Below are 23538 nucleotides of genomic sequence, written 5' to 3' on the forward strand. Positions count from 1 at the left end.
CTATTCGCTTCTAGAAATTCGCGGAGGAGTTTCTGCAATGGGCATTGAAGGCGTCGGCGCACGGGTTGCGCGCAAGGAAGACAGACGGTTCATCACAGGCGCGGGGCGCTATGTCGATGATATGGTGGTTCCGGGAATGAAGCATGCGGCGTTCGTGCGCAGTCCTTACGCACATGCCGACATTAAGAAGATCGACGTGAAGGCAGCGCAAGCCATGCCGGGCGTCGTCGGCGTGCTGACTGGCAAGGAACTCAAGGCCGACGGCATTGGCAATCTCATCTGCGGCTGGATGATCCATTCCAAGGACGGCTCGCCGATGAAGATGGGCGCATGGTCTCCGCTGGCGGTCGACCGCGTTCGCTATGTCGGTGATGCAATCGTCATCGTCGTGGCCGACACGAAAGGACAGGCACGCGACGCGGCCGAAGCCGTCGAGATCACCTTCAAGGAACGCAAGGCCGTAACCAGCGCCGTGGACGCCGTGAAGAAAGGCGCTCCGCAGATCCATCCGGAAGCCGACGACAACCTGATCTTCGATTGGGATCTGGGCGATGCCGAAGCCACCAATGCCGCCTTCGGCAAGGCGGCGCATGTTGTGAAGCTCGACATCATCAATAACCGCCTCGTTCCCAACGCCATGGAGCCGCGCGCTGCACTCGGCCACTACGACAAGGCGGAAGACCACTACACCTGCTGGACGACGTCGCAGAACCCGCATGTCGCGCGCCTCGTCATGAGCGCCTTTTACAATGTCGCGCCGGAAAACAAGCTGCGCGTCATCGCTCCCGATGTCGGCGGCGGCTTCGGCTCCAAAATCTACATCTATCCGGAAGAGATCGTCTGCCTGTGGGCATCGAAGAAGACCGGCGTGCCGGTGAAATGGGTCGGCGACCGCACGGAAGCCTTCCTCACCGACGCGCATGGCCGCGACCACGCCACCCACGCCGAAATGGCTTTCGACAAGGATCACAAGATTCTTGGCCTTAAGGTCGAGACCAAGGCCAATCTCGGCGCCTACATGTCGCTGTTTTCCTCGGCGACGCCGACCTATCTCTACGCCACGCTGCTGTCGGGCCAGTACAACATCCCGGCGATCCACGCCAATGTGAAGGCGATCTACACCAACACCGCGCCCGTCGATGCCTATCGCGGGGCGGGGAGGCCGGAAGCCACCTATGTCATGGAACGGATGATGGAGACGGCGGCGCGCGAGTTCGGCCTCTCGCCGGCAGAGCTTCGCCGCAAGAACTTCATCACCTCCTTCCCGCATCAGACGCCGGTCATCATGTGCTACGACGCCGGTGATTTCGGCGCCTCGCTCGATGCGGCCCTCAAAACCTCAGACTATGCCGGCTTCGAGAAGCGCCGCGCCAAGGCCAAGAAGGCCGGGAAGCTGCGCGGCATCGGCATGAGCTGCTACATCGAAGCCTGCGGCATCGCGCCGTCGGCTGCGGTCGGTTCGCTCGGTGCTGGCGTCGGCCTTTGGGAATCGGCTGAGGTGCGCGTCAACGCCGTCGGCACGATCGAAGTGCTCACCGGTTCGCACAGCCACGGGCAGGGGCATGAGACGACCTTCGCCCAGCTCGTCACCCAGCGCTTCGGCGTGCCGATCGACTCGGTGTCGATCGTCCACGGCGACACCGACAAAGTGCAGATGGGCATGGGCACCTATGGCTCGCGCTCCGGCGCTGTCGGCATGAGCGCCGTCGTCAAGGCGCTCGACAAGGTCGAGGCCAAGGCCAAGAAGATCGCCGCCCATCTGATGGAAGCGGACGAGGGCGACATCGTCATCGAGAACGGCGCGCTGAAAGTCGCCGGCACCGACAAGAACGTGCCGTGGTTCCAGGTGGCGCTTGCCGCCTACACCGCGCACAATCTGCCCGGCGGCATGGAGCCCGGCCTCAAGGAAACAGCCTTCTACGATCCGGCCAACTTCACCTTCCCGGCCGGCTGCTACATCTGCGAAGTCGAGGTCGATCCGGATACCGGCACGACCGAGATCATCCAGTTCGTTGCTGCCGACGATTTCGGCAACATCATCAATCCGATGATCGTCGAGGGCCAGGTGCATGGCGGCATAGCGCAGGGTGTCGGCCAGGCGCTCCTTGAAGGCGCGCACTACGACCCCGGCAACGGCCAGCTTCTGACGGCGAGCTACATGGACTACACCATGCCGCGCGCCGGCGACCTGCCGTCGTTCCAGGTTTCGACCTCGAACACGCCATGCCCGTCCAATCCGCTCGGCATCAAGGGCTGCGGCGAGGCCGGCGCCATCGGTTCGCCGCCGGCAGTCATCAACGCCATTACCGACGCCATCGGCACCAATGAACTGACCATGCCGGCAACGCCCCAGAAGGTCTGGGCAGCGCTGCGGTTGGCAACGAAGCACTGAGGAGGAACGATCATGTACTCAGTCAATTACCACCGCGCTTCCTCGGTCGCTGACGCCGCCAAGCAGATCAAAAAAGGCGATGCCAAATTCCTCTCCGGCGGCATGACGCTCATTCCGGCGATGAAGACCCGGCTTGCGGCACCCTCCGATCTGGTCGATCTCGGCCACATCAAGGAAATGAAGGGCATCAAAGTGTCGGGCAAGACCGTCACCATCGGTGCCGGCACGACGCATTACGAGGTCGCCAATGACGAGAAGCTGAAGAAGGTCGCGCCCGCGGTCGCGCATCTCGCCAGCCTCATCGGCGATCCCGCCGTGCGCCATCGCGGCACGATCGGCGGGTCGATCGCCAACAACGATCCGGCCGCCGACTATCCGGCAGCCCTTCTGGCGCTCGGGGCCACCATCGTCACCAACAAGCGTCAGATCGCGGCTGACAAGTTCTTCAAGGGCCAGTTCGAAACGCCGCTGAAGGAAGACGAGATCGTCACCGCCGTCACCTTCACCGCGCCTGCAAAGGCTGCCTACCAGAAGTTCCGCAACCCGGCTTCGCGCTATGCCATCACCGGCGTGTTCGTGGTCAAGGGCAGCGATGGCGTGCGGGTGGCGGTTACCGGCTCGGGCGACGACGGCGTCTTCCGCTCCAAGGAGATCGAGGCGGCACTGACGAAAAAATTCGACGCCTCCGCACTGGAAGGCGTCACCGTGCCGTCGAAGAACCTGATGACCGATATGCACTCCTCGGCAGAGTACCGCGCCAATCTGATCGTGGTCATGGCCAAGCGCGCGGTTGCGGATGCCAACGCCTGATTGAGGGTACTCGCCAGATCCACGGAAGGGCCGCTTGCGGCCCTTTTTCATGCAGGTCGGAAAACAGCGCCCATTTTTTGACTTGCTCCTGCCGCATCGCTAGATGTCAAAGTTGAAGAGGGCGAGACGCCCGTAAGGCGGGCATTGACGCGTGAAGTTCTACCTGAAGATTGCAGCCGGATTTCTGCTTCTGCTTGCCGTGTTTGCGTTCATGGTCTGGTATCGCACCAACTCGATCGGCCATGAGGCGCTGCGCGACATCGCCACTCAGGCGCAGCTTTGCAAGACCGTGGGGTGCAGCGAAGGCATCGACGAGGCGGCATCCTATCTCGCCGAGCAGTACGGCCTTTCGCCGAGCCTGGTTCAATGGTGCGTCGGCGTCGACACGCTCTCTGAACGCGACGGCGCCAAAGGTTTGGTCAACCGTTCCTGGTGGATCAACCTGCTTTACGAGCCATGTGGCGATCCGATCACCGAGTAGATGCGGATGGGCCGTTTGACGGTGCCGGGTTGTCGCCAGGACCTCCATCGCTTCGCGAAGCTGGATGACTATTTCGGCATTGGCGGCATGAATGCTTGATGCCGCCAACATTTCATTCCACATCAGTCCCGATGCGGGATGACATATGGGATCAGCGTTGGATGTTCAGGTGGTGGGCCTTGCCTGCCTCCGTCGTCACGCATTTGCTCATTGCCGTACTTCTGATCTTCGGACTGCCGGTATCGCTCTCGCCATCGCAGGAGGAGCAGGCGATAGCGGTTGAACTCGTGCCCCCGCCGAAGCCACCGGAAAAAGCCAAAGTTGAACCTCCGCCACCTGCGAAAGCGGCCAAGCCCGAGAAGCCGCAGGAAGCGAAAGCCGAGACATCGTCACCGACAGGCAATGCTTCCGCCGGACAACGGCCGATACCCGCTCTGAGGCCCGTCTTCCAATTCGGCGAGAAGGACGCCGGTCCTCGGGAGGCTCCGGATGGCAACAGTGCGGAGGACGGTTCGGCGTCACCCTTGGCGCGGCTCGAACCCGACAAAAAGGATCTCGCAGAACCACCGCCGGTGAAAGCGCTCGATGCAATAAACCCGGCTCCGCAGCCCGAGACGCTAAAGAAACCGACGCCCAAGCCGGCGGAAGCCGTCAAAGTGCAAAGCGCCGTGAAGCTTCAGGAGGCCAAGAAGTTGTTCTCGCAGACGGCAACCGCCAGTCCGGCAGCGACAACTGCGATGCGCAATGTTCCGCGCGACGTACGTGCGGGCAGGCTCTGCGTCACCGAGTTGCGTGAGCAGTTGCTTAACGCTTCGCCGCCGTATTTTCCGGACCTCCTGCCTTCCGAGCGACTGAAGGACGGCACCGTTATCGAAATTCCCCGGGAGGCCTTCCGCGCGAATGGGCAGTGGTTCAATCTGAGCTATCGTTGCGAGGTCGACGCACAGGCAATGAAAGTCGTGTCATTCGCCTTCAATGTCGGGGATCCGGTTCCCCGAAGCGAATGGAAGCGCCGCGGGCTGCCCTCGCAATAGGGCCGCGGTAGCGCGTCCGGGATGGAATCTGAGCTAACCCTTGCCAAGAAAGTCGCGTGCGATATCATCCTTTGAGTGAGATCGGAAAACTGCACTCGACTGACGCGGTGCTATGTCCATGGCGGAAAAACGCAAATCGACTGCGGTCGAAAACCAGCGAAAGTCGCGCGCGGCTGTTCGGCGCGTCCTTGAACGGCACAAGGTCTACGTCGTCAGCCGGCGCTTTTCCGATTCCGGAATGTCTGCTCGCGTCCTGATCGACGGCGAGTACTACGACGTCAACGAGCGCGAACTTTCACGGCTGGAGGCCGGTGCGCGTCCGGAGAGGGATCTGGCTCTCGAACCGGTTCGCGATGCCTGATCTAGGCCGGCGCCTTATTTCCGAAGCGTGATCCATGCCGGCGCGTGATCGCTTGCGCCGTCCATTCCCCGAACGTCCCTGTCGATGCCGGCTCCGTTGAGCCGTCGTGCGAGCTTTTTGCTTAGAAGAACATGATCGAGGCGCAGGCCGGCATCGCGCGGCCAGCGGTTTCGCCGGTAATCCCAGAATGTGTAGATGACATCCTTGGGATGGACCTTGCGGATTGCATCGAGCCAACCCTGGTCGAGAAGGCTGCGGAACGCGGCGCGGCTCTCGGGCTGGACCAGCGCGTTGTCGTCGTAGGATCGTGTCGGATAGATATCGCGCGGCTCCGGGACGACGTTGTAGTCGCCGGCAAGCACGACAGGCAGCCCCGTCGACAAAAGCTCCGTGGCGTGGCTGATCAGGCGATCATGCCACGCAAGCTTGTAGTCGAATTTCGGGCCGGGCTGGGGGTTGCCGTTCGGTGCATAGAGCGACGCGACCAGGATGCCGTTCACGGCCGCCTCGATGTAGCGGCTCTGTGCATCGGATGGATCGCCGGGCAGTTCGTTGCGGGTCAGGACGGGTTCGCTGCCGAGCGCCAGGATGGCGACGCCATTCCAGGCCGACTGCCCGCGCCAGACCGCGCCATAGCCCGCCGCCTCGATCGCACTTTTGGGAAATTGATTGTCGGGCGCCTTCAATTCCTGCAGGCAGACGATATCGGGTTTGGCCGATGCCAGCCAGGCCAGCAGGTTCTCAAGGCGCCGGTTGATACCATTGACGTTGAAGGTCGCGATCTTCATGCCGGTCGCATGGTCAGCGAGGCAGCCTGGCGACCCATGCCGCGACCGCATCGGCAAGCGTCTTCAGGTGATCGGCGGCAGAAAAACCCGATATGCTCTTGCGAGGCTTGAGGTCGTGATCTCCATCCTCGAGCCATAGAATCTCAATGCTGTCGGAGAGCTGATAGGCTGAAACTTCCTCGCGGGTGCCGAATTCGTCGCGTGTTCCCTGGCAGACCAAGGTCGGCGTTTTCAATCCGGCAAGATGCTTGGTGCGCAACTGTTCGGGCTTGCCGGGTTGGTGAAAGGGGTAGCCGAGGCACAGAAGCCCGGCGATCTTACCGTCGGCATGAAGATCATCCGCGACCATGCTGGCGACCCGTCCGCCCATGGATTTTCCGCCGATGATGAGCGGCCCTTTCGCGCCGAGTTCGGCCACGGCCGCCTTGTATTCCGGATTGAGCGTCTCGGCACGGGGAGGGGGCTTGCGGCTGTCCGAGGTCCGGCGCGCGGCCATATAGCCGAATTCGAAGCGTGCGACGCGAAACCCGGCCTCCGCGAGAGCCTTGGCCGTGGCCGTCATCGATGCGGAATCCATCGGTGCGCCGGCGCCGTGCGCGAGGAGGATGGTGACGCGAGCATCATCCGGTCCATCGAACAGGAACATCTCAGCCTGCCGTTCGCTGGGCAAGCTGAAGGTCGACGAACTGGATGCCGCGAGCTGCGGTTCGCGCCCATTCGGAATCGCCGTCGAGTTCGAGATACCGCTCCCACCAGCGCCGCGCTTCGCTGAGATTGCCAGCGTCGAATTCGAGCTTCGCGAGGTTGAAGATTGCGTCTTCGTATGTGCTGTCGAGTTCGATCGCCTTGAGAAGGTGGCGGCGCGCGGAAGCGATCCGGCCATCCTCGCTCATCAGCCCGGCGAGGTTGAACCACGCCTCGACGAAGCTGGGATCGAGCTTGATGGCGCGGGTATAGTCCTGCGCGGCATCGGACGGCAGGCCGGCCGCCTTCAGGCAGTTTGCGCGGTTGAAAGCGGCGACGGGGTCGTTCGGATCGATTGCGAGATAGCGCTGGTAGAAGGCTGCAGCGTCCGCATATTGGCCTTCCTGCTCGGCCGTTTCGGCCTGCAGGAAGATATCCTCCAGTTCGGCTTCGCCGGGAATTCCAAGTTCGAACAGCATTTGGCCGTCGAGTTCACTCAGACCCTCGGCTCGGCGCGCGTAGATCGCGTCCGCTCCCTCGTGGTGGAGCGACAATGCCGTAAGCGACTTCACCGGCCCGGATCGATGCACCGATCTTGCGATCGCGCTCCAGGAAGCGCCGCTGGAAATCAGCCCCGCATATTTCCTGGCCAGGATCATATCCCGGAAGGAGTAAGGCTCGGCGTCATGCTCGAAAGCGTCGAACAGGGAAAGAAGCTTGAGCGTCCGCGGGGACAGCCCGGACTGGTCGACCAAAGACTGTTCCGTGAGTGCTGATGCCTCCGGCGAGGGCATCAGCCCCAGCAGCCGAAGAAACCCGTTCTCGCTCAACAGCCGCGTGCCCTGGCTCGTTCCGGTATCGAACAACGCTTCGATCTCGATCTCGCTTGCCCGCATGAGCAAGCCGCGGCCAAAGACCAGATGCGACATCCGGCGGGTCAACCCCCGCCGGAGATGACCATGTTGCCGTTCGACCTCTCGCGCGGCCAAGCGTCGTGGAAACGCGGACAGCGCTCCGACGATGCCGAATATCTGGCCGGCAACCGCCATCAGGCTTTTTTCTTGGCAGCCGGTTTCGCCGCTGCGGCAGGGGCGGCCTTTTCCTTGGACTTGGCTGCCGGTTCGGCCTTGGTCTTGCTCTTGGCTGCCGGCTTCGATTGCGACAGGCTCGCCTTGAGAGCATCCATGAGGTTGATGACATTGCCGCGTTCGGGAGCCGCCGCGACGATCGGCTTGTGACCCTTGAGCTTTTCCCGGATCATCTGCATCAAGGCGACCTCGTAGCGATCCTCGTAGTTCTTGGGATCGAAAGTCGTCTGCTTCTGCTGGATGAGCGCCTCGGCGAGCTGCAGCATCTCGGCATCCGGCTTTCCGAGCGGGATGTTGCCGAAATACTCGGCCGTACCGCGCACTTCGCTCGGATTTCGCAGCGTACAGACGAACATGCCGGTTTCGCGAGCGCCAATGGTGATCACCCGCTCACGGCTGGACAGGACGAGGCGTGCGATCGCCAGCTTGCCGGTCTTCCGCAACGCCTCTCGAAGCACGACGAATGTCTCTTCAGCCATGGCGCCGTCTGGCGCCAGATAATAGGGGGCGTCCTGATAGATGACGTCGACCGAGCCTTCGTCCACGAAGGCTTCGATGTTCATCGTGTGCGTGGATTCGATCTTGATGCTTTCAAGATCGCTATCCTCGATGATGATGTATTTCTTGTCTTCGTATTCGTATCCCTTCACCAGATCGGATCGTTCGACCAGGCCCAGTTCAGGATCGACAGGCTTAATATTAATCCGGTTGTGGGTCTTCTTGTGAAGCTGATTGAAGCTGATGCGTTCGCTCGTGCTCGTGGCGGGATAGAGCCTGACCGGACAGCTCACGAGACTGAGTTTAAGGTAACCTTTCCAGCTTGCCCTGGGCGCCATGATCGTCTCCTACGCGGTACTACGATGACTTCCTGCTTTCAGACAATAACGGCAAATCCCTAGCGAAATCTTCAATATCGGCCCAGGGATCGCCCGACGTGGCCAAGAGGCCAGGCAGCGAAGAATAGTTCAAATCCTCTGGAGCGTCGATGGCTTCGAGATCGGCCCAGCTTACGGGGGTCGATGCAGGCAGGTTTGTGCGTGCCCGAAGAGAGTAGGGGGCAGCCGAAGTGTGCCCGCGCGCGTTACGGTGAAAGTCGATGAAAATCCGCTTTATGCGATTGTCCTTGCCCATTGTCGTGGTGAAGGTTTGCGGTGCGCTGGCGGCAAGCTGGCTGGCTATGGCGCTGGTTGCCTGATGGACCTTTTTCCAGATGAGCTTCGGCGTGATCGGGACGACCACATGGATGCCCTTGCCGCCCGATGTCTTGACGAAGGGGACGAGACCGAGCCCTTCAAGCCCTGCGCGGATGTGAACAGCCGCCTCGACCACCTCCCGCCAGGCGATGCCTTCGCCCGGATCGAGATCGAAGACGATGCGATCGGGCTTGTCGAGCCGTTTGCGATATGATCCCCATGTGTGGAATTCGATGACGCCGAATTGCGCCAGCGCGAGATAGCCCCTCGCGTCTTCTACCGAGATATAGGACTTCGTCTCGCCTTCAGAATTGGTGGAGTCGAAGGTTGCCATCGAGGATGGCATGCCGGTGAAGGCATGGCGCTGGAAGAAGCAATCCGCGAGCTTTCCCGTCGGGCAGCGGAACAGCGAAACTGGCCGGCCGAGAATATGCGGCAGCATGAAGTCTCCGACCATGGCGTAGTAAAGCGCAATATCGAGCTTGGTCGGGCCGGACTTGCCGAACAGCCGGCGCGTTGCATTGGTGACCGAGATACTTGCGAGATCGGCGTCCGAAATCAGCCGTTTGCGCTTCGTCGAGACAGGCGTGGTAAGCTCCACGTCGCGAAGGCTCTTGAACACTGCGTGGCGAAGCGCGTTGTCGGCCGTGCGGTTGGCATAGTGGACATGCGCCGACAGCACCGGGCGGACCCAGATGATCTCCTTCGGCGCACCCTCGAGCTTGGTCGCGCCGTCATGCAGGGGCTCCAGCCGGGCAAGCAGCTCCTCCTGCATATCGGCATCGAAGCCCGTGCCGACCTTGCCGCGATACTGCAACTCGCCGTCCACCCATTCGGCCGCGGCAAGGGCGGCGAGGCCTTCGGCCGCTTCGGAAACCGTGTATCCGGCAATGACGAAATCGCCTGCCATCAACGCCTTGGTCTTGGTCCAGGTTTTTGAGCGGCCGCTTTGATATGGTGCTGATGCGCGTTTCGAGACGACCCCTTCGAGCCCCAGTTCCGAGACCTTTTCGTAGAATGCGTGTCCGTCGCCATCGACATGGTCACTTAAGTGGATCGCCGAATTTGCGGTTATGTGCCCCGCCAGGAATTGAGAAAGCAGCGCCTTGCGCTTTTCCAGTGCAACCTTGGCAAGGTTCCAGCCATCGAGATGGAGAAGGTCAAAGGCATAGAAGACCAGCTTCTTGCCGGGCCCTTCCGACAGCGCATCCTGCAGAAGCGAGAATCGGCTGATGCCTTTGTCGTCCAGCACGACGATTTCGCCGTCGATAACGACGTCGCGGCTCGGCAGCCGCCGAAATTGATCCGGCAGGTCGCCGTAGCGCTTCGTCCAGTCCAGTCCGCCCCGCGTGATCAGCCGCACGGTGTCGCCGGACACATGCGCCATCGTCCGGTAGCCGTCGAATTTGATCTCATGCAGCCAGACCTCTCCGGTATCACCGCCGGGCGGAGCGGCTATCTGGGTCGCGAGTTGGGGCTCGATGCGCGTCGGGGCGTCTCCCTTCGTGACGCCCGGAAGGGAGCCGGGATCGAGCCTGGCAGATTTGCGCACCGGTTTCGGCTTCTGCACCAGTTCTTCGATCCGCCGGCCGGACTTCACGCTTTCCGGGCGCTTGGCGAGGATGTCGATCTTGGTGTCGGCGGCGAGATCGCGCTCCTTGAACAGGAGCCAGTTGCGCTGGTCGTCTTCGCCCGGCTTTGGTTTCAGCCGCGCCAGCATCCAGCCGCCATTGAGTTTTTCGCCGGCCAGACGAAACTTGAACGCACCGGTCTTCAGGCTTTTCTCGATATCGTCCATCGGCGCCCAGACGCCTGTGTCCCAGACGATCATCGGGCCGCCGCCATATTCGCCTTCGGGTATGACGCCCTCGAAGTCGATATATTCCAGCGGATGGTCTTCGGTTTCGACCGCAAGCCGCTTGTCCGCCGGGTTGAGCGAGGGCCCTCTCGGTACGGCCCAGCTTTTCAGCACGTCGCCGACCTGCAGCCTCAGATCATAGTGATCCGCAGTCGCATGATGCTTGTGAACGACGAAACGGCTGCCCGTATCGCCTGAAAGGTTGCCGGCGGGCTCAAGCGTTTTCGAGAAGTCCCGCTTTTTGCGATAGGGCTGCAGCTTCGATGTCGCCATGCGCCTAGCGTATGGGCAGTCCGGTCAAGCCGCAATGTTCCAGTTCGATCAAGCGATACGTCACAATCTCAGCGACGAGGATTGTTCTCCTTGCCTTGAAGGCAGGCAGCAAGAATCGCTTCACGCAGTTCCTCGCCGGCGATCGGCTTGTGCAGGATACGAACTCCGCTCGCGCTGACTTCCTTGAGGCGCGATGGCGAGGTGTCGCCGGTAATGATGATGGCCGGGACACGGCGGCCGATGTGGCTGCAAAGCGTCTGGATCGCTTCCAGGCCCGTGGCGCCCCGACCCAGGCGGTAGTCGGCGATGATAAGATCGACCGGTGCGTCTCCGGTTCTCAAAGCTCCCGCATGGGTCTTTCGCACTTCTGCAGCAGATCGGCCGGCATAGACACGGTGCCCTTCCAGCGTGAGCAGCCGAACCATGGCGTCGAGAACATCTTTTTCGTCCTCCACGACCATGATGCCGACGGGTGCGGTGATGCCGGCGGGTAGTGTCTCGCTGCCCTGCAAAGTGGCCTCCACCACACCGGCTCTTGGAACCGTCACGGAGAACATCGAGCCGCGTCCGGGCATGGAAACCAGCTTCAACGGATGTCCGAGCAGTTCCGTCGTGCGGCGAACGATGGCGAGGCCCAACCCCAGACCTTGCGTGCGGTCCCTTGCCGGGTTCTGCAACTGCACGAATTCCTCGAAAACCATTGCTTGCTGATCGGCGGGGATGCCGGGGCCTGTGTCCAGGACCTGTATTTCCACCAGATCGCCGCGCCTGCGGCAGCCGAGCAGAACGCCGCCCTCCTTGGTGTAGCGAAAGGCGTTCGACACCAGGTTGTTGAGGACCCGCTTGAGCATCATCGGATCGCTGTCGACCCGCAGATCGCTGTCGACGACACGCCATTCAAGGCCGCGCTGTTTTGCTTCTGCGGCAAACTCGTTGCCAAGATCGCGGAAAAGCTCACGCAGTTCCACCGCTTCGTTGGCAACCGTGACGATTCCTGCGTCGAGCCGGGAGATATCGAGCAGTGCGTTCAAAAGCCCGCTGAGATTGCCGACGACGGATTTCGCCCTGCTTGCCAGGTCGCGAGCCTCACCGGAGGGTACATTGCCGCGCTGACCCAAAATGGCGAGCGTGGAAACCAGCAGGCTCAAGGCATGGATCGGCTGGCGCAGATCGTGACTGGCCGCCGCCAGAAAACGCGTCTTGGCGCGGTCTGCGGTCTGTGCCCGGTCGCGTTCTTCCTGCAGGTGGTCGACCAGATTCTCATTTTCCAGTCGCAAGCTGACGGTTTCGCGCAGCATCCGGTAAGTGATGCGGCAATAGTAGAAATTGATCGCCACAAGGGACGCGAGCAGGAACAGGAAGGCGCCGGAGATATCGCTTTCGGTCGTGATGCAACGGGCGGCAATCGGCACAACGGTCGCGAGAATCGAGCCGATGAGCGCCGGCGGAAAAGCCGAAAGCGACGGCACCGTGCCGCAGACGAGGCCGGTCAGCACGATAACCGTGAAGGAAAGCACGATGGGTGCCTCGGGAAGGAAACCGGCCCAGCCGAGCGCGCCCCACAACAGGCCCGATACCCATGAAAAGCTTGCTGCCAGCCATGCCCATCGCATGATCGAGCCGGCATCTCTTTTGCTGCTGAAAAATCGACGGGAGGCAAGAACGCGTATGGCGGTGAGCAGATAGAGCGCGCCAAGCCACCCGGCCAACCAATTCGCGGAAACGGCGTTCCTCAGCACGTATACGGCCGCGAGAGAAATGACGATGTTGGAGATGACCACGCCGTAGGAGTTGCGATACAGAAGCTCGATGAGCGCCTGGCGTATCTTGTCTTCCTGCATCAGGCTCCTCCAAGCGCCGCGCGAACATCGTCCGAACGGTCCTTACCCAAAAACGATTGATCTATAGGCAACTTGTTTCCCATAAGTTGGCGCCCAGGGAATTTCCGCTGACCAAATGATTCGCCCGCTCACCGCCATTCTTGCCGACGACCATGCCATTGTCCGTGAAGGACTGAAGCTGCTCATCTCGGCGATGGAAAATGTGTCTGTCGTTGCCGAGGCGGCGGACGGCGAGTCTCTGCTGGGCCATGTGCGCGGCACACGCGCCGACTTGCTGATCCTCGATCTCGGCATGCCGGGCGTTGCCGGAATCCAGTTCATCTCCGACATAAGGGCTCTTGCGCCCCGAATGAAGATCCTGGTCCTGACGGCCAATATCGAGCCGAGAACGGTGCGTGCTGCCCTCGATGCCGGCGCCAGCGCCTATCTGACCAAGGACGGCGACCCGGAGGAACTTGGCGCAGCCATCGAAGCGGTGAAGAACGGCGGAACCTATCTGGCGCAGACCGTTCGCTTCGCAGTCAGCGAGCCGGCTCGAAACAGCAGGCCGCAGCCGGCGCAGGAAATGCTGTCGCCAATCCCGCTGACGCGGCGCGAGCATCAAATCCTCACGCTGGTGGCGCAAGGCATGACCGCGCGGGAAATTGCAGAGCGGCTGGGCATCAGTCCCTTGACCGCCCGCAAGCACCGGGAAAACCTGATGCGCAAGCTCAATCTCCATAGTGCCGCCGAACTGACCGCCTACGCGGTTCGCCTGGGACTACCCGCCGGCTGACAGGATCGTGCGGGGCTCGCAATTCCGGTAGCATTCTCTTAACCATCAACTGACTATCGCAGAGCGACGGCCGTTCAAATACGGCATCTGCCGTATGTCTTCCTCCCGGAGCCGAGCCTATTCCTCCCGCGGCTGAAACATGTGGGAGGAGCCATCATGCCGTCGCTGGATCTGTGGATTCCGTTTGCCATCGCAACGCTTGCCTTCGCTTGCGTGCCGGGGCCTGCAATTCTCTATATGACCGCGCAGACTCTCGCCCATGGCCGCCAGGCAGGTTTGATGGCGGCACTTGGCGTTCATCTCGGCTGTTACGTGCATATCATAGCAGCGGCAGTGGGGCTCGCCGCGCTGATGGAGCATGCGCCGGTCGTTTTTTCGATTATCCGGTTTGCGGGCGCGGCTTACCTCATCACGCTCGGCCTTGCCATGTTCCTCGGTTGGAACCGCACGGGCGGGGATGGTTCCCGGCCGGCGCCGAACACATTTCGTGACAGCATGGTCGTTGAAATCCTCAATCCCAAGACCGCGCTGTTCTTCCTGACCTTCCTGCCGCAATTCGTAGACCCGTCGGCCACCATTCCCGTCGGACTGCAATTCCTCATTCTCGGCATCATCGTCAATCTCATCTTCTCGATCGCCGATGTCGCCGCGGTCGGCATCACCTCACTCGCGCTTGGCCGGGTCGCAGCCGGCGGGGCAGGGTGGATGGTCCCCAAAACCTGCGGCACGATCCTCATCGGACTGGGCGTAGCGCTCGTCAGCCATCATGTCTGATCGCGCAAATGTCGGGCTTTCCGGCCCGAAATACGGCATCTGCCGTATTGTTCGGACGCGCGGCGTCGCGATAATTTCGCTCCGTCTTTTCAGCGAATTCCGCCTTTCATTTCATCTATCGCATGCGGTGCCGATGTTGCCGCAAGGTTGCCTCGGAGTTACCCCATGAACAGCCGAAATCGCAGCGCGAGCCATATTGCCGCGCTTCTCTTGTCGACTGCGCTTTGCGGCAGTTTTTCCGGCATCGCCAGCGCTCAGACCGCAGGCGACCCGGCCAGTCCGGAGACGTGGAGAACGCCGGAATATCTCGCGCAATGGGGGCTCGATTTCATCTACGCCGCCGAAGCCTACGCGAAGGGGCTTGATGGCAGTGGCGTGCTGGTGGGACTGATCGATGGTGGTCTTGACATAAATCATCCTGAATTTGTGGGCCGCTATGTCGAGGGTGTCACTTTCGATCCATCGTATCCCTGGAACGTGGACGCGGAGGACCACGGCACTTCAGTTGCATCCATTATTGCCGCCAATCGCGATGGAGTCGGCATGCATGGCGTGGCTCCCGGAGCAACGATCGTTTCTGCCAACAGGTACGGCGGAGACGAATATGGCGATCTTTATGGCATCTCGATGCTCGTCGATCGCGGAGTGCGCATCTTCAACAACAGCTATGCGTTTTTACGCCCCACTACGGACCTTACCTTCGAAGAAGTGGAGAGCGACTTTGAACGTGAGCTTCCGGTTTATCGTCGTGCTGTTGCCGAAGGAGCTCTTTTAATATGGGGCACGGCAAATGAAGGGTGGAGCCAACCGGCCATAACCGCGGGCCTGCCCTTCTATTTTCCCGAACTGGAGTCCGGCTGGTTGGCTGTCGCCGCGGTTGCGCCCAACAACATATCGAGTTGGTCGAACCGTTGCGGCGTCGCCATGAACTGGTGTCTGGCAGCGCCCGGCGGCGGCGACGGCTGGGGGTGGAACGACAGCAGCGGCCAATGGGTCTGGATAGGCGACCGGGACGACATTTTGGTTGCCAACGCAGGTGGTGGGTACAGCAAGGAGTGGGGCACGTCATTGGCTGCACCGTTTGTAGCCGGCACTGCCGCACTGGTTGCGCAAATGTTTCCTTACATGACCATGGAGCAAGTGCGCCAGGTTTTGCTCGGCACGGCCTGGGATGTCGGCGCGCCCGGTGTCGATGAGATCTTCGGCTACGGCCTGCTCGATGCCGGCAAGGCGGTGCTCGGACCCGGCAAGTTCGATTGGGGCGACTTCCATGCCGTGATCGACGAAGGCAAAAGCACTTGGGAAAACGACATCACCGGCAATGGCGGGCTGATTAAGTCTGGTGACGGCGTGCTTGTTCTCACCGGCGACAGCACCTATCGCGGCGACACCCGCATCGCCGGCGGCGTGCTTGCCGTCAGCGGCAGCATTGCATCCGATACTTTCATCGATCCGGCCGGCACGCTCTCCGGCACCGGCACGATCTTCGGCGATGTGGACAACCGCGGCGCGGTCTATGCCGGCTGGAACCGCGACGGCGGCACGCTCACCATCGACGGCAACTATCGCCAGCGCGAGAACAGCTGGCTGGTCGTTGAACTCGGCGCGCCAGACGGCACGAGCCGTCTCGACGTTACAGGCACGGCCACGATCGAGGGCGGGTCGGTCGATGTCGCGTTCGAGCCCGGCGCCTATCGTGGCGATGCCCGCCACACGATCCTGTCTGCCGATGGCAGCGTCACCGGACAGTTCGCGGACGTCTGCAACTGCTACGCCTTCCTCGATTTCGATCTCACCTATGATCCGACGAATGTTTATCTCGACGTAGCGCGTAACAGTGTCGCCTTCGCCGATGTCGCCACCACCCGCAATGGCGCGGCGGTGGCCGGCGGCATCGAAAGTCTCGGCGTGAACAGCCTTTTCTACGGCATCATCACGACCCTGAACGAAGAGGAAGCAGCCGTCGCCTTCAACCAGCTTACCGGCGAGGTTCATGCCTCGCTTGCCGGCACGCTCGTCACACAAAGCAACCTCATCAGTGATGCGGCTTCGTCGCGCTTGCGCGCCGCCTTTGCCGATGCGGGTGCGCCGGCACTGCCGGTCATGGCTTATGGCCCGGACGGGCCGGAACTCGCGCCTGCCACGACCGATCGTTTCGCGGTCTGGAGCCAGGTGCTCGGCGCCTGGGGCGAACGCGACGGGACGGACAATGCGGTAGGGCTGGAGCACTCCATCGGCGGCGTGCTGTTCGGCGGCGATGCGGCTGTTGGCGACGCCTGGCGGCTCGGCGTGCTCGGCGGCTACAGCCAGACCACATTCGAGAGCCGGCAGACATCCTCGTCAGGTTCCTCGAAGAACATCCACCTCGGCCTTTATGCCGGCGCCGAATGGGGCGCTGTCGCCCTGCGGACGGGCGCTGCCTACACATGGCACGACATCGAAACCCGGCGCGCGCCTCGTTTCAGCAGCTATTTCTATGATTTCGACGGCAGGCCCACCGCCAGCTACGACGCGGGCACCGCGCAGGTCTTCGGTGAACTCGGCTATCGCCTGTCCGCCGGCAATCTCCGCCTGGAACCTTTTGCCGGACTGGCGCATGCAAGCGTCAGGTCGGACGGCTTCGCCGAAACAGGCAGCGGGATGGGCCTCGTTTCCGCAGCGTCCACCATAGATGTCACCTTCACGACGCTCGGCGCACACGCCGCTACCGACTTTGCCATCGGAAGCCTCGGCGCAACCGCCCGCGGCATGCTGGGCTGGCGGCACGCCTTCGGCGACACCGTGCCGACCTCCGCCTTCGCCTTTGCCGGCGGCACGCCTTTCGCGATCGAGGGTCTGCCGATCGCCACGGACGCACTCGCGATCGAAGCCGGACTGGATCTCCAGATCGCGAAATCAGCAACGCTCGGCTTCGCCTATGCCGGCCAGCTTGCCAGCAAGGCACAGGACCACAGCTTCAAGCTCGACCTAGCCGTGAGGTTCTGATCCCTATCGACCTGAAGAGCTTCAGTTTTTCAGGTCAGGACGGCGATTTCAGAAGTAATTGTCAGTGGGTCGCCGCTGCATCATTTCTTTGATCGAGGAGTTGACCCGCAATCCGCGATTGCGGCGCAGCTCATTGCTGGCAACTGTGCTTGTCTCGTGGGCAGGCACTTGCTTTGCGGCTGTCTTGCTATTTAAATCGATATAACTTGCAAAGGTCACATGAGGAGTGTCCGATGGAAAGCATAGCAGGCAGATTGTCCTACCTTTCCATCAAGTGCCGAAGAAGACCGTTATGGCGCCTTGCGCTTGGTGGTTTGCTGGGCCTGACCTTCAGCCTGTCCGGCAGTGCCTTCGCCCAACAGCCGCCGCCGCCAACCGTAACGGTCGCCAAGCCTGTAGTGCGCGATATCGTCGAAGACGATGAATTCGTCGGGCGTTTCGATGCAATCGACGATGTCGCGATCCGCTCGCGTGTGGCCGGCTACCTGGCGGACATACATTTCCGCGACGGCCAGATGGTGGCGAAAGGCGATCCGCTTTTCACCATAGACCAGCGCCCTTACCAGGCCGCCTTTGACGCGGCGAAGTCGCAGGTGGATGTGGCGACGAGCCTGCTCGAATTCTCCAAGATGCAGCTCGACCGGGCCGAGCAGCTGGCTAAGTCCGGCAATCTTTCCGCCTCCACGCTCGATGACCGCCGGCGCGAGTTCCTCTCCGCGCAGGCCCAGCATCAGGGCGCCGAGGCCGCATTGCGCACCGCCAGCCTCAACATGGAATTCACCGAGATCAAATCGCCGCTATCGGGCCGCATTGGCCGTAGGCTGGTCTCGCAGGGCAATCTCGTCCAGCCGGACTCGACCCTGCTCACCACCATCGTCGCGCTTGACCCCATCGACTTCTATTTCGACATCGATGAGCGGGCCTACTTCTCCTATGCCCGCGATGCGCGTCAGCGCGGCGGCTCCATTCAGGAAGGGGGAGGCGGCATCGACGTTTCGGTTCGGGTGGCCGACCAGAACGAGGCCGCCGTCAAAGGCAAGCTGGACTTTGCTGAGAACCGGCTGGACGAGGCGACCGGCACGATGCGCGCCCGCGCCCGCTTCGACAATAAGGAGGGGATGCTGCAGCCGGGCATGTTCGGCCGCATCAATGTGCCGGGTTCGTTGCCGCATCCCGGCGTACTGCTGCCGGACGAGGCGATCGGCGCCGACCAGAACCGCCGCATCGTCTTTGTTGTCGACCAGGCGGGGCTGGTTTCCACAAAGCCGGTCCGCACCGGCCCGCGCATCGACGGCTATCGTGTTATTCGCGAAGGCCTGACGGGCGATGAAACCGTCGTGGTCAATGGGCTCGTGCGTGTGCGTCCGGGCGTCACCGTCAAGCCCGAAGCGATCACCTTGCCGCCCAAGGCCGAAGGGCAACCGCAATGAGGTTCTCTCATTTCTTCGTCGACCGCCCGATCTTCGCAGCGGTCCTTTCGATCGTGCTCCTGATCGTCGGCGGTATCGCCTACACGCAGCTTCCGGTCGCCCAGTATCCCGAGATCGCCCCGCCAACGATCGTGGTGCGCGCCGCCTATCCCGGCGCGGACGCCGAAACAGTTGCAGCTACCGTCGCGACGCCGATCGAGCAGGAAATCAACGGCGTCGAGAACATGCTCTACATGTCGTCCTACTCGTCGGAAACCGGCGCGATGGCATTGACCATCACCTTCGAGATCGGCACCGACCTCGATCAGGCTCAGGTGCTGGTGCAGAACCGCGTCTCGGTGGCCGAGCCGCGCCTGCCGGAAGAGGTGCGGCGGCTCGGTGTGACGACCGCCAAGAGTTCGCCCGACCTCATGATGGTCGTGCACATGCTGTCGCCGGACGACACCTACGACCAGCTCTATGTCTCGAACTATGCGCGAACGCGCATTCGCGACGTGCTGTTGCGACTGGACGGCGTCGGCGACGTCATCATCTTCGGCGAACGCGAATATGCGCTGCGCATCTGGCTCGACCCTGAGAAACTGTCGGCATATGGCATGACGGCCGGCGATGTGGTCGAGGCATTGCGCGAGCAGAACGTGCAGGTTTCCGGCGGTTCGATCGGCGCGCCACCGGTCACCGGCGGATCGGCCTTTCAATATACGGTGACGACGCAAGGGCGCTTCAATGATGCCCGTGACTTTCGTTATGTCATCGTCAAGTCGACAGAAGGGCGCCTGATCTCTCTGGAGGATGTGGCGCGCATCGAACTCGGCGCCAAGGACTATGTCACCAATTCCTATCTCAACGGCAAGCAGGCGGTGGCGCTGGGCATTTTCCAACGGCCCGGAACGAATGCGCTGGCGGCGGCCGACGAGATCCAGAAAACCGTTGCCGATCTGGCGGCGGATTTCCCGAAAGGCCTCGCCTACGAGATTGTCTACAACCCGACCGAGTTCATCGCCGAGTCGATCAACGAGGTCTACAAGACGATCGCCGAAGCGATCCTGCTGGTCGTCATCGTCATCATCGTCTTCCTGCAATCCTGGCGCATGGCGATTGTGCCCATCGTGGCGATTCCGGTGTCCTTGATCGGCACATTGGCATTCCTTTATGCCTTCGGGTTCTCGCTCAACATGCTCACGCTCTTCGGGCTCGTGCTGGCGGTCGGCATCGTCGTCGACGACGCAATCGTCGTGGTCGAGAATGTCGAGCGCAACATCGCGCTCGGGCAGACGCCGCGGCGCGCTGCCCACCGAACGATGGACGAAGTCGGCACCGCTGTGCTTGCGATCTCGCTGGTGCTGATTTCCGTCTTCGTGCCGACGGCATTCATCCCCGGCATTTCAGGCCAGTTTTATCTCCAGTTCGCCATCACCATCGCGGTCTCGACGGCGATCTCAGCCTTCAATTCGCTGACGCTTTCACCGGCGCTGGCCGCCACCTTGTTCAAGCCTCACCACAATGGCGAGCATTCAAACTTCATCCTGGCCCGGTGGGGCCGCGCGCTTGCGGACGGCTTCAACAACGGCTTCGACAAGCTTTCGCATGGCTATGCCAAGCTGGTGCATCTGCTCGTCGGTTCGTGGGCAGCGTTGCTTACGATGCTGCTGGTCTTTGCCGCCTTGATTTACGCCACGGTCTATATGCTGCAGACGGTGCCGCGCGGCTTCATCCCGCAGATGGATCAGGGCTATGCCATCGTCGTGGTGCAACTGCCGGAAGGTTCCTCACTGGGCAGAACCGACGCCGTCGTCCAGAAGGCATCGGAAATCATCAGGAAGACGCCCGGCGTCGCCAATGCCGTTGCATTTGCCGGCTTCTCCGGCGCGACCTTCACCAATGCCAGTAATTCGGGCGTGATCTTTGCCGCCTTCAACAGCTTCGAGGAAAGGCTGAAAGAAGGCCAGTCGTCCGGACAGATCATCGGCAACCTGTATGGCAGCCTGCAATCGATCCAGGAGGCGTTCATCATAGCTCTGCCGCCGCCGCCGGTGCCCGGCATCGGCAATTCGGGTGGCTTCAAGATGATGCTGCAGGAACGCAACAGCGCCGACATGCGGCCGATACTGGCGCTCGCCTATGAGATTGCCGGCAAGGCCAACCAGACGCCGGGTCTGACGGGTGTGTTCACCACTTTCTCGGCCTCCAGCCCGCAGTTCTTCCTGGAGATCGATCGCGACAAGGCCCGCATCCTGAATGTGCCGATCCCCAACATATTCGAGACGCTCTCGATCAATCTCGGCACTGCCTATGTCAATGATTTCAATGCGTTCGGACGTGTTTATCAGGTCCGGGCGCAGGCGGATCAGGCGTTTCGCCTGGAGCGCGACGACATTCTGAAACTGAAGGTCCGATCGGCTACAGGCGCGTTGGTGCCGCTGGGCACTCTGGTGGAGATCCGCGACGTGACCGGGCCGTCGCTGGTGCAGCGCTACAACATGTATGTCTCGGTGCCGGTGCAGGGCAACGCCGCGCCGGGCGTCTCCACCGGTGATGCGCTGAAGGCGATGGAGACGGTTGCAACGCAGACGCTGCCACAGGGAACGTCGTTCGAGTGGACGGAACTTGCCTTACAGGAAAGCCAGACCGGCAACACGGCGATCCTGATTTTCGGGCTGTCGGTGCTGTTCGTCTTTCTTGCGCTGTCAGCTCAATATGAGAGCTGGATCATGCCGTTCGCGATCGTGCTCATCGTGCCGCTCGGCGTGCTGGCGGCACTGATCGGCGTGGCCTTCCGCGGACTGGACAACAACGTGCTGGTGCAGATCGGCCTGGTGGTTCTTGTGGGTCTCGCCGCCAAGAACGCCATCCTGATCGTCGAGTTTGCCCGACAGGGCCAGGAGCGCGGCGCGTCTGCGGTCGAAGCGGCAGTGGAAGCTGCCCGGCTGCGATTGCGGCCGATCCTGATGACCGCCTTCGCCTTCATCCTGGGTGTCGTGCCGCTGATGATCGCCACCGGGCCGGGCGCTGAAATGCGGCAATCACTGGGAACGGCGGTGTTCTCAGGCATGCTTGGCGTGACGATCGTCGGCCTGTTCCTGACGCCGGTGTTCTACGTGACGCTTCGGCGGCTTTTCCCATACCGGAAGCTGGAGGAAGAGGCGGCGGTGGTTCGGGGGGCCGATATCTAAAGCCAGCGGCAGCAATAGTCGGATACGCTTGGTCTTCCAGGATTATCCGCGATGCGGCTCGTTTGGCGAAAATTGACTGAAACAGGGAGAGACGATCGATGTTCTACGCCATCCTGGCTTATCACGAGGAAGGAGTGGTCGAATCCTGGACCGAAGAGGAGGATGCGGCGCTGATGGCTGAACTGCTTCAGGTCAACGATCGCCTCGTCGGGGAAAAGCGTCTGGGCCCAGCCGCACGGCTCGGCCCGACACAGGGTGCCGTGACCTTGCGCGGGGAGGGTGCCGGTTTGGTCACGGACGGCCCCTTTGCCGAGACCAAGGAGCAGTTGCTCGGCTTTTACGTGGTGGATTTCCCGACGCTCGAGGCTGCCGTCGCAGCGGCGCGCGACCTGCGTCGCGCCAATCCGACGGCGGTGTATGAAATCCGGCCGATTTCACTCTATGTCCCCGGTGCGCCGCTGACGGCCTGGGAGGAGAGCTAGCAAGCTTCTCTCACGCGTCCTCGCTATCCGCTCCTTTTCCTGCATCGTCTTCGCTTTTGCCGCGGCGCCAATAGGAGACAATGAGATTTTCTTGCTTACTCAGGCCACGTTCCTTGCGGAGATAGGCGCGGATCGCGCGAAAGGCTTCGAACTCGCATCCCGCCCAAGCGTAGACGGAAGTGCCATCGGCTGGAAACGCTGTGCGTCGCACGGCATCGGCTAGCAATTGCGTGGTGCCTGCCATTGCCCCATTGCGGCAGAGCCATTCGACCTCGATTCCGGCCTTGAAGGAAAGCGGCTGAATTTCACTTTCGTCCGCGACTTCGATGAGCGCCTTGCCCCGTGCATTTTCCGGCAGGTTTTCCAGCATGCGCCCGATTGCCGGCAGCGCGGTCTCGTCTCCGGCAAAAAGGTACCATTCGGCATCGACGAGGCCACCGCCGCCCGGTCCGACGATGCCGACCTGATCGCCGGCCTTTGCGTGTTCGGCGAATGTCGATCCCGGTCCTGCATCGGCATGGATCACGAAATCTATATCGATTGTGCCCGCCGGAAGGTCGAACGAGCGCACAGTGTATTTGCGGAACGAGGGCCGGCGTTCCGGGTCCTGCCACCTGACCAGACCATTGGCGCCGACGCTCGGCCACTGCGGCTCGGTCAGGTCAGGGTGCTGGACCAGTATGTTGAGATGCAACGCGCTCATATTGGTGAGCCGGTCGATATTCGCGCCCGAAAACATGATCCGGCGCATATGTGGCGTCACGTTGCGGACACCGACGATCCGAAGAATCTGGAAGTTGGGTGGGCGTACGAAATCGCCGCCGTCGCCTGTCCATGAGATCTCCGGGGTCTGCGCTCCGGCGAACTCGACGATATGCGAGGCAACCGTCAAGCGGATGAAATAAAGCTCTTCAAGGCTCGCGGCGGTTGCATCGATACGCATAACGTCGGCCTCGTGCGAAAAACGGGCGCGCGAATTGGCGAAACGCACGACGTGTTCGCCATTGCACGCCTCCACGGATGCTCCGTGCTCGACCATATGTTCGCAAAAGGGGGCGATTACCGTTTCAGGGTCGGCAAGAGCGATGCGGGCCTGCGCGACAAATTCCTTCATCA

Annotated in this window: 18 protein-coding genes; 11 read left to right on the top strand and 7 right to left on the bottom strand. The window is 61.7% G+C overall.

Translation table 11 applies throughout. The annotated features are described in order from the left end of the window. Positions 1-37 precede the first annotated feature (37 nt). From DZG07_RS11550 to DZG07_RS11570, 5 genes are all read left to right on the top strand, one after another. Positions 38-2392: a xanthine dehydrogenase family protein molybdopterin-binding subunit gene (locus DZG07_RS11550; protein WP_119817128.1), complete on the top strand. Its 2355-nt coding sequence runs from the start codon at positions 38-40 to the stop codon at positions 2390-2392. A gap of 12 nt (positions 2393-2404) precedes the next feature. Then, a complete protein-coding gene (locus DZG07_RS11555; protein ID WP_119817131.1) occupies positions 2405-3202 on the top strand; it encodes a xanthine dehydrogenase family protein subunit M in 798 nt (265 codons plus the stop codon). Positions 3203-3353: 151 nt separating this feature from the next. Further along, positions 3354-3683 carry a hypothetical protein gene (locus DZG07_RS11560; protein ID WP_119817134.1) on the top strand — a complete coding sequence of 110 codons (330 nt, stop codon included), beginning with the start codon at positions 3354-3356 and terminating at the stop codon, positions 3681-3683. A gap of 98 nt (positions 3684-3781) precedes the next feature. Beyond that, positions 3782-4717, top strand: coding sequence for a DUF930 domain-containing protein (locus DZG07_RS11565; RefSeq protein WP_119817136.1), 936 nt, complete (start codon positions 3782-3784; stop codon positions 4715-4717). A gap of 118 nt (positions 4718-4835) precedes the next feature. Then, a complete protein-coding gene (locus DZG07_RS11570) occupies positions 4836-5078 on the top strand; it encodes a hypothetical protein (RefSeq protein WP_091912844.1) in 243 nt (80 codons plus the stop codon). A 14-nt stretch (positions 5079-5092) separates the two neighbouring features. On the opposite strand, the gene DZG07_RS11575 is transcribed toward DZG07_RS11570, so the two are convergent. The 6 genes from DZG07_RS11575 to DZG07_RS11600 all read right to left on the bottom strand — a co-directional run bounded on the left by DZG07_RS11575 (position 5093) and on the right by DZG07_RS11600 (position 12803). Continuing rightward, positions 5093-5866: an exodeoxyribonuclease III gene (locus tag DZG07_RS11575; RefSeq protein WP_119821643.1), complete on the bottom strand. Its 774-nt coding sequence runs from the start codon at positions 5864-5866 to the stop codon at positions 5093-5095. Between the two features lie 13 nt (positions 5867-5879). Next, positions 5880-6512, bottom strand: coding sequence for an alpha/beta family hydrolase (locus tag DZG07_RS11580; RefSeq protein ID WP_119817138.1), 633 nt, complete (start codon positions 6510-6512; stop codon positions 5880-5882). A gap of 1 nt (position 6513) precedes the next feature. Continuing rightward, positions 6514-7599, bottom strand: a complete 1086-nt coding sequence (locus DZG07_RS11585; RefSeq protein ID WP_119817141.1) for a tetratricopeptide repeat protein — start codon at positions 7597-7599, stop codon at positions 6514-6516. After that, positions 7599-8474 carry a Ku protein gene (locus tag DZG07_RS11590; RefSeq protein ID WP_119817144.1) on the bottom strand — a complete coding sequence of 292 codons (876 nt, stop codon included), beginning with the start codon at positions 8472-8474 and terminating at the stop codon, positions 7599-7601. Before DZG07_RS11590 ends, DZG07_RS11585 begins: the two co-directional genes overlap by 1 nt. 19 nt (positions 8475-8493) lie before the next feature. After that, entirely contained in the window at positions 8494-10962 is a 2469-nt protein-coding gene (gene ligD, locus DZG07_RS11595) for a DNA ligase D (RefSeq protein ID WP_119817146.1), read from the bottom strand. Between the two features lie 68 nt (positions 10963-11030). Beyond that, positions 11031-12803: a hybrid sensor histidine kinase/response regulator gene (locus tag DZG07_RS11600; protein WP_119817149.1), complete on the bottom strand. Its 1773-nt coding sequence runs from the start codon at positions 12801-12803 to the stop codon at positions 11031-11033. Positions 12804-12918: 115 nt separating this feature from the next. Here DZG07_RS11600 and DZG07_RS11605 point away from each other — a divergent pair, with 115 nt between their 5' ends. The 6 genes from DZG07_RS11605 (at position 12919) to DZG07_RS11630 (ending at position 22422) form a co-directional block, all read left to right on the top strand. Continuing rightward, complete coding sequence (locus DZG07_RS11605; RefSeq protein WP_119817152.1) at positions 12919-13578, top strand: response regulator transcription factor; 660 nt, start codon at positions 12919-12921, stop codon at positions 13576-13578. Positions 13579-13734: 156 nt separating this feature from the next. Further along, positions 13735-14352, top strand: a complete 618-nt coding sequence (locus DZG07_RS11610) for a LysE family translocator (protein WP_119817155.1) — start codon at positions 13735-13737, stop codon at positions 14350-14352. A 165-nt stretch (positions 14353-14517) separates the two neighbouring features. Next, positions 14518-17337 (top strand): autotransporter serine protease, encoded by a 2820-nt coding sequence (locus DZG07_RS11615; protein ID WP_119817158.1) that lies wholly within the window; start codon positions 14518-14520, stop codon positions 17335-17337. Positions 17338-17570: 233 nt separating this feature from the next. Continuing rightward, positions 17571-18767: an efflux RND transporter periplasmic adaptor subunit gene (locus DZG07_RS11620; protein WP_119817161.1), complete on the top strand. Its 1197-nt coding sequence runs from the start codon at positions 17571-17573 to the stop codon at positions 18765-18767. Next, the gene (locus tag DZG07_RS11625; RefSeq protein WP_119817164.1) at positions 18764-21940 is read left to right on the top strand and encodes a multidrug efflux RND transporter permease subunit; all 3177 of its coding nucleotides are present in this window, start codon (positions 18764-18766) and stop codon (positions 21938-21940) included. Before DZG07_RS11620 ends, DZG07_RS11625 begins: the two co-directional genes overlap by 4 nt. A 98-nt stretch (positions 21941-22038) precedes the next feature. After that, entirely contained in the window at positions 22039-22422 is a 384-nt protein-coding gene (locus DZG07_RS11630; protein ID WP_119817167.1) for a YciI family protein, read from the top strand. Between the two features lie 10 nt (positions 22423-22432). Here DZG07_RS11630 and DZG07_RS11635 read toward each other — a convergent pair whose 3' ends face one another. Beyond that, the gene (locus DZG07_RS11635; protein ID WP_119817170.1) at positions 22433-23536 is read right to left on the bottom strand and encodes a siderophore-interacting protein; all 1104 of its coding nucleotides are present in this window, start codon (positions 23534-23536) and stop codon (positions 22433-22435) included. Between the last annotated feature and the right edge of the window lie 2 nt (positions 23537-23538).

Origin of the sequence: Mesorhizobium sp. DCY119 (assembly GCF_003590645.1) — a bacterium.
GTDB lineage: Bacteria > Pseudomonadota > Alphaproteobacteria > Rhizobiales > Rhizobiaceae > Mesorhizobium_M.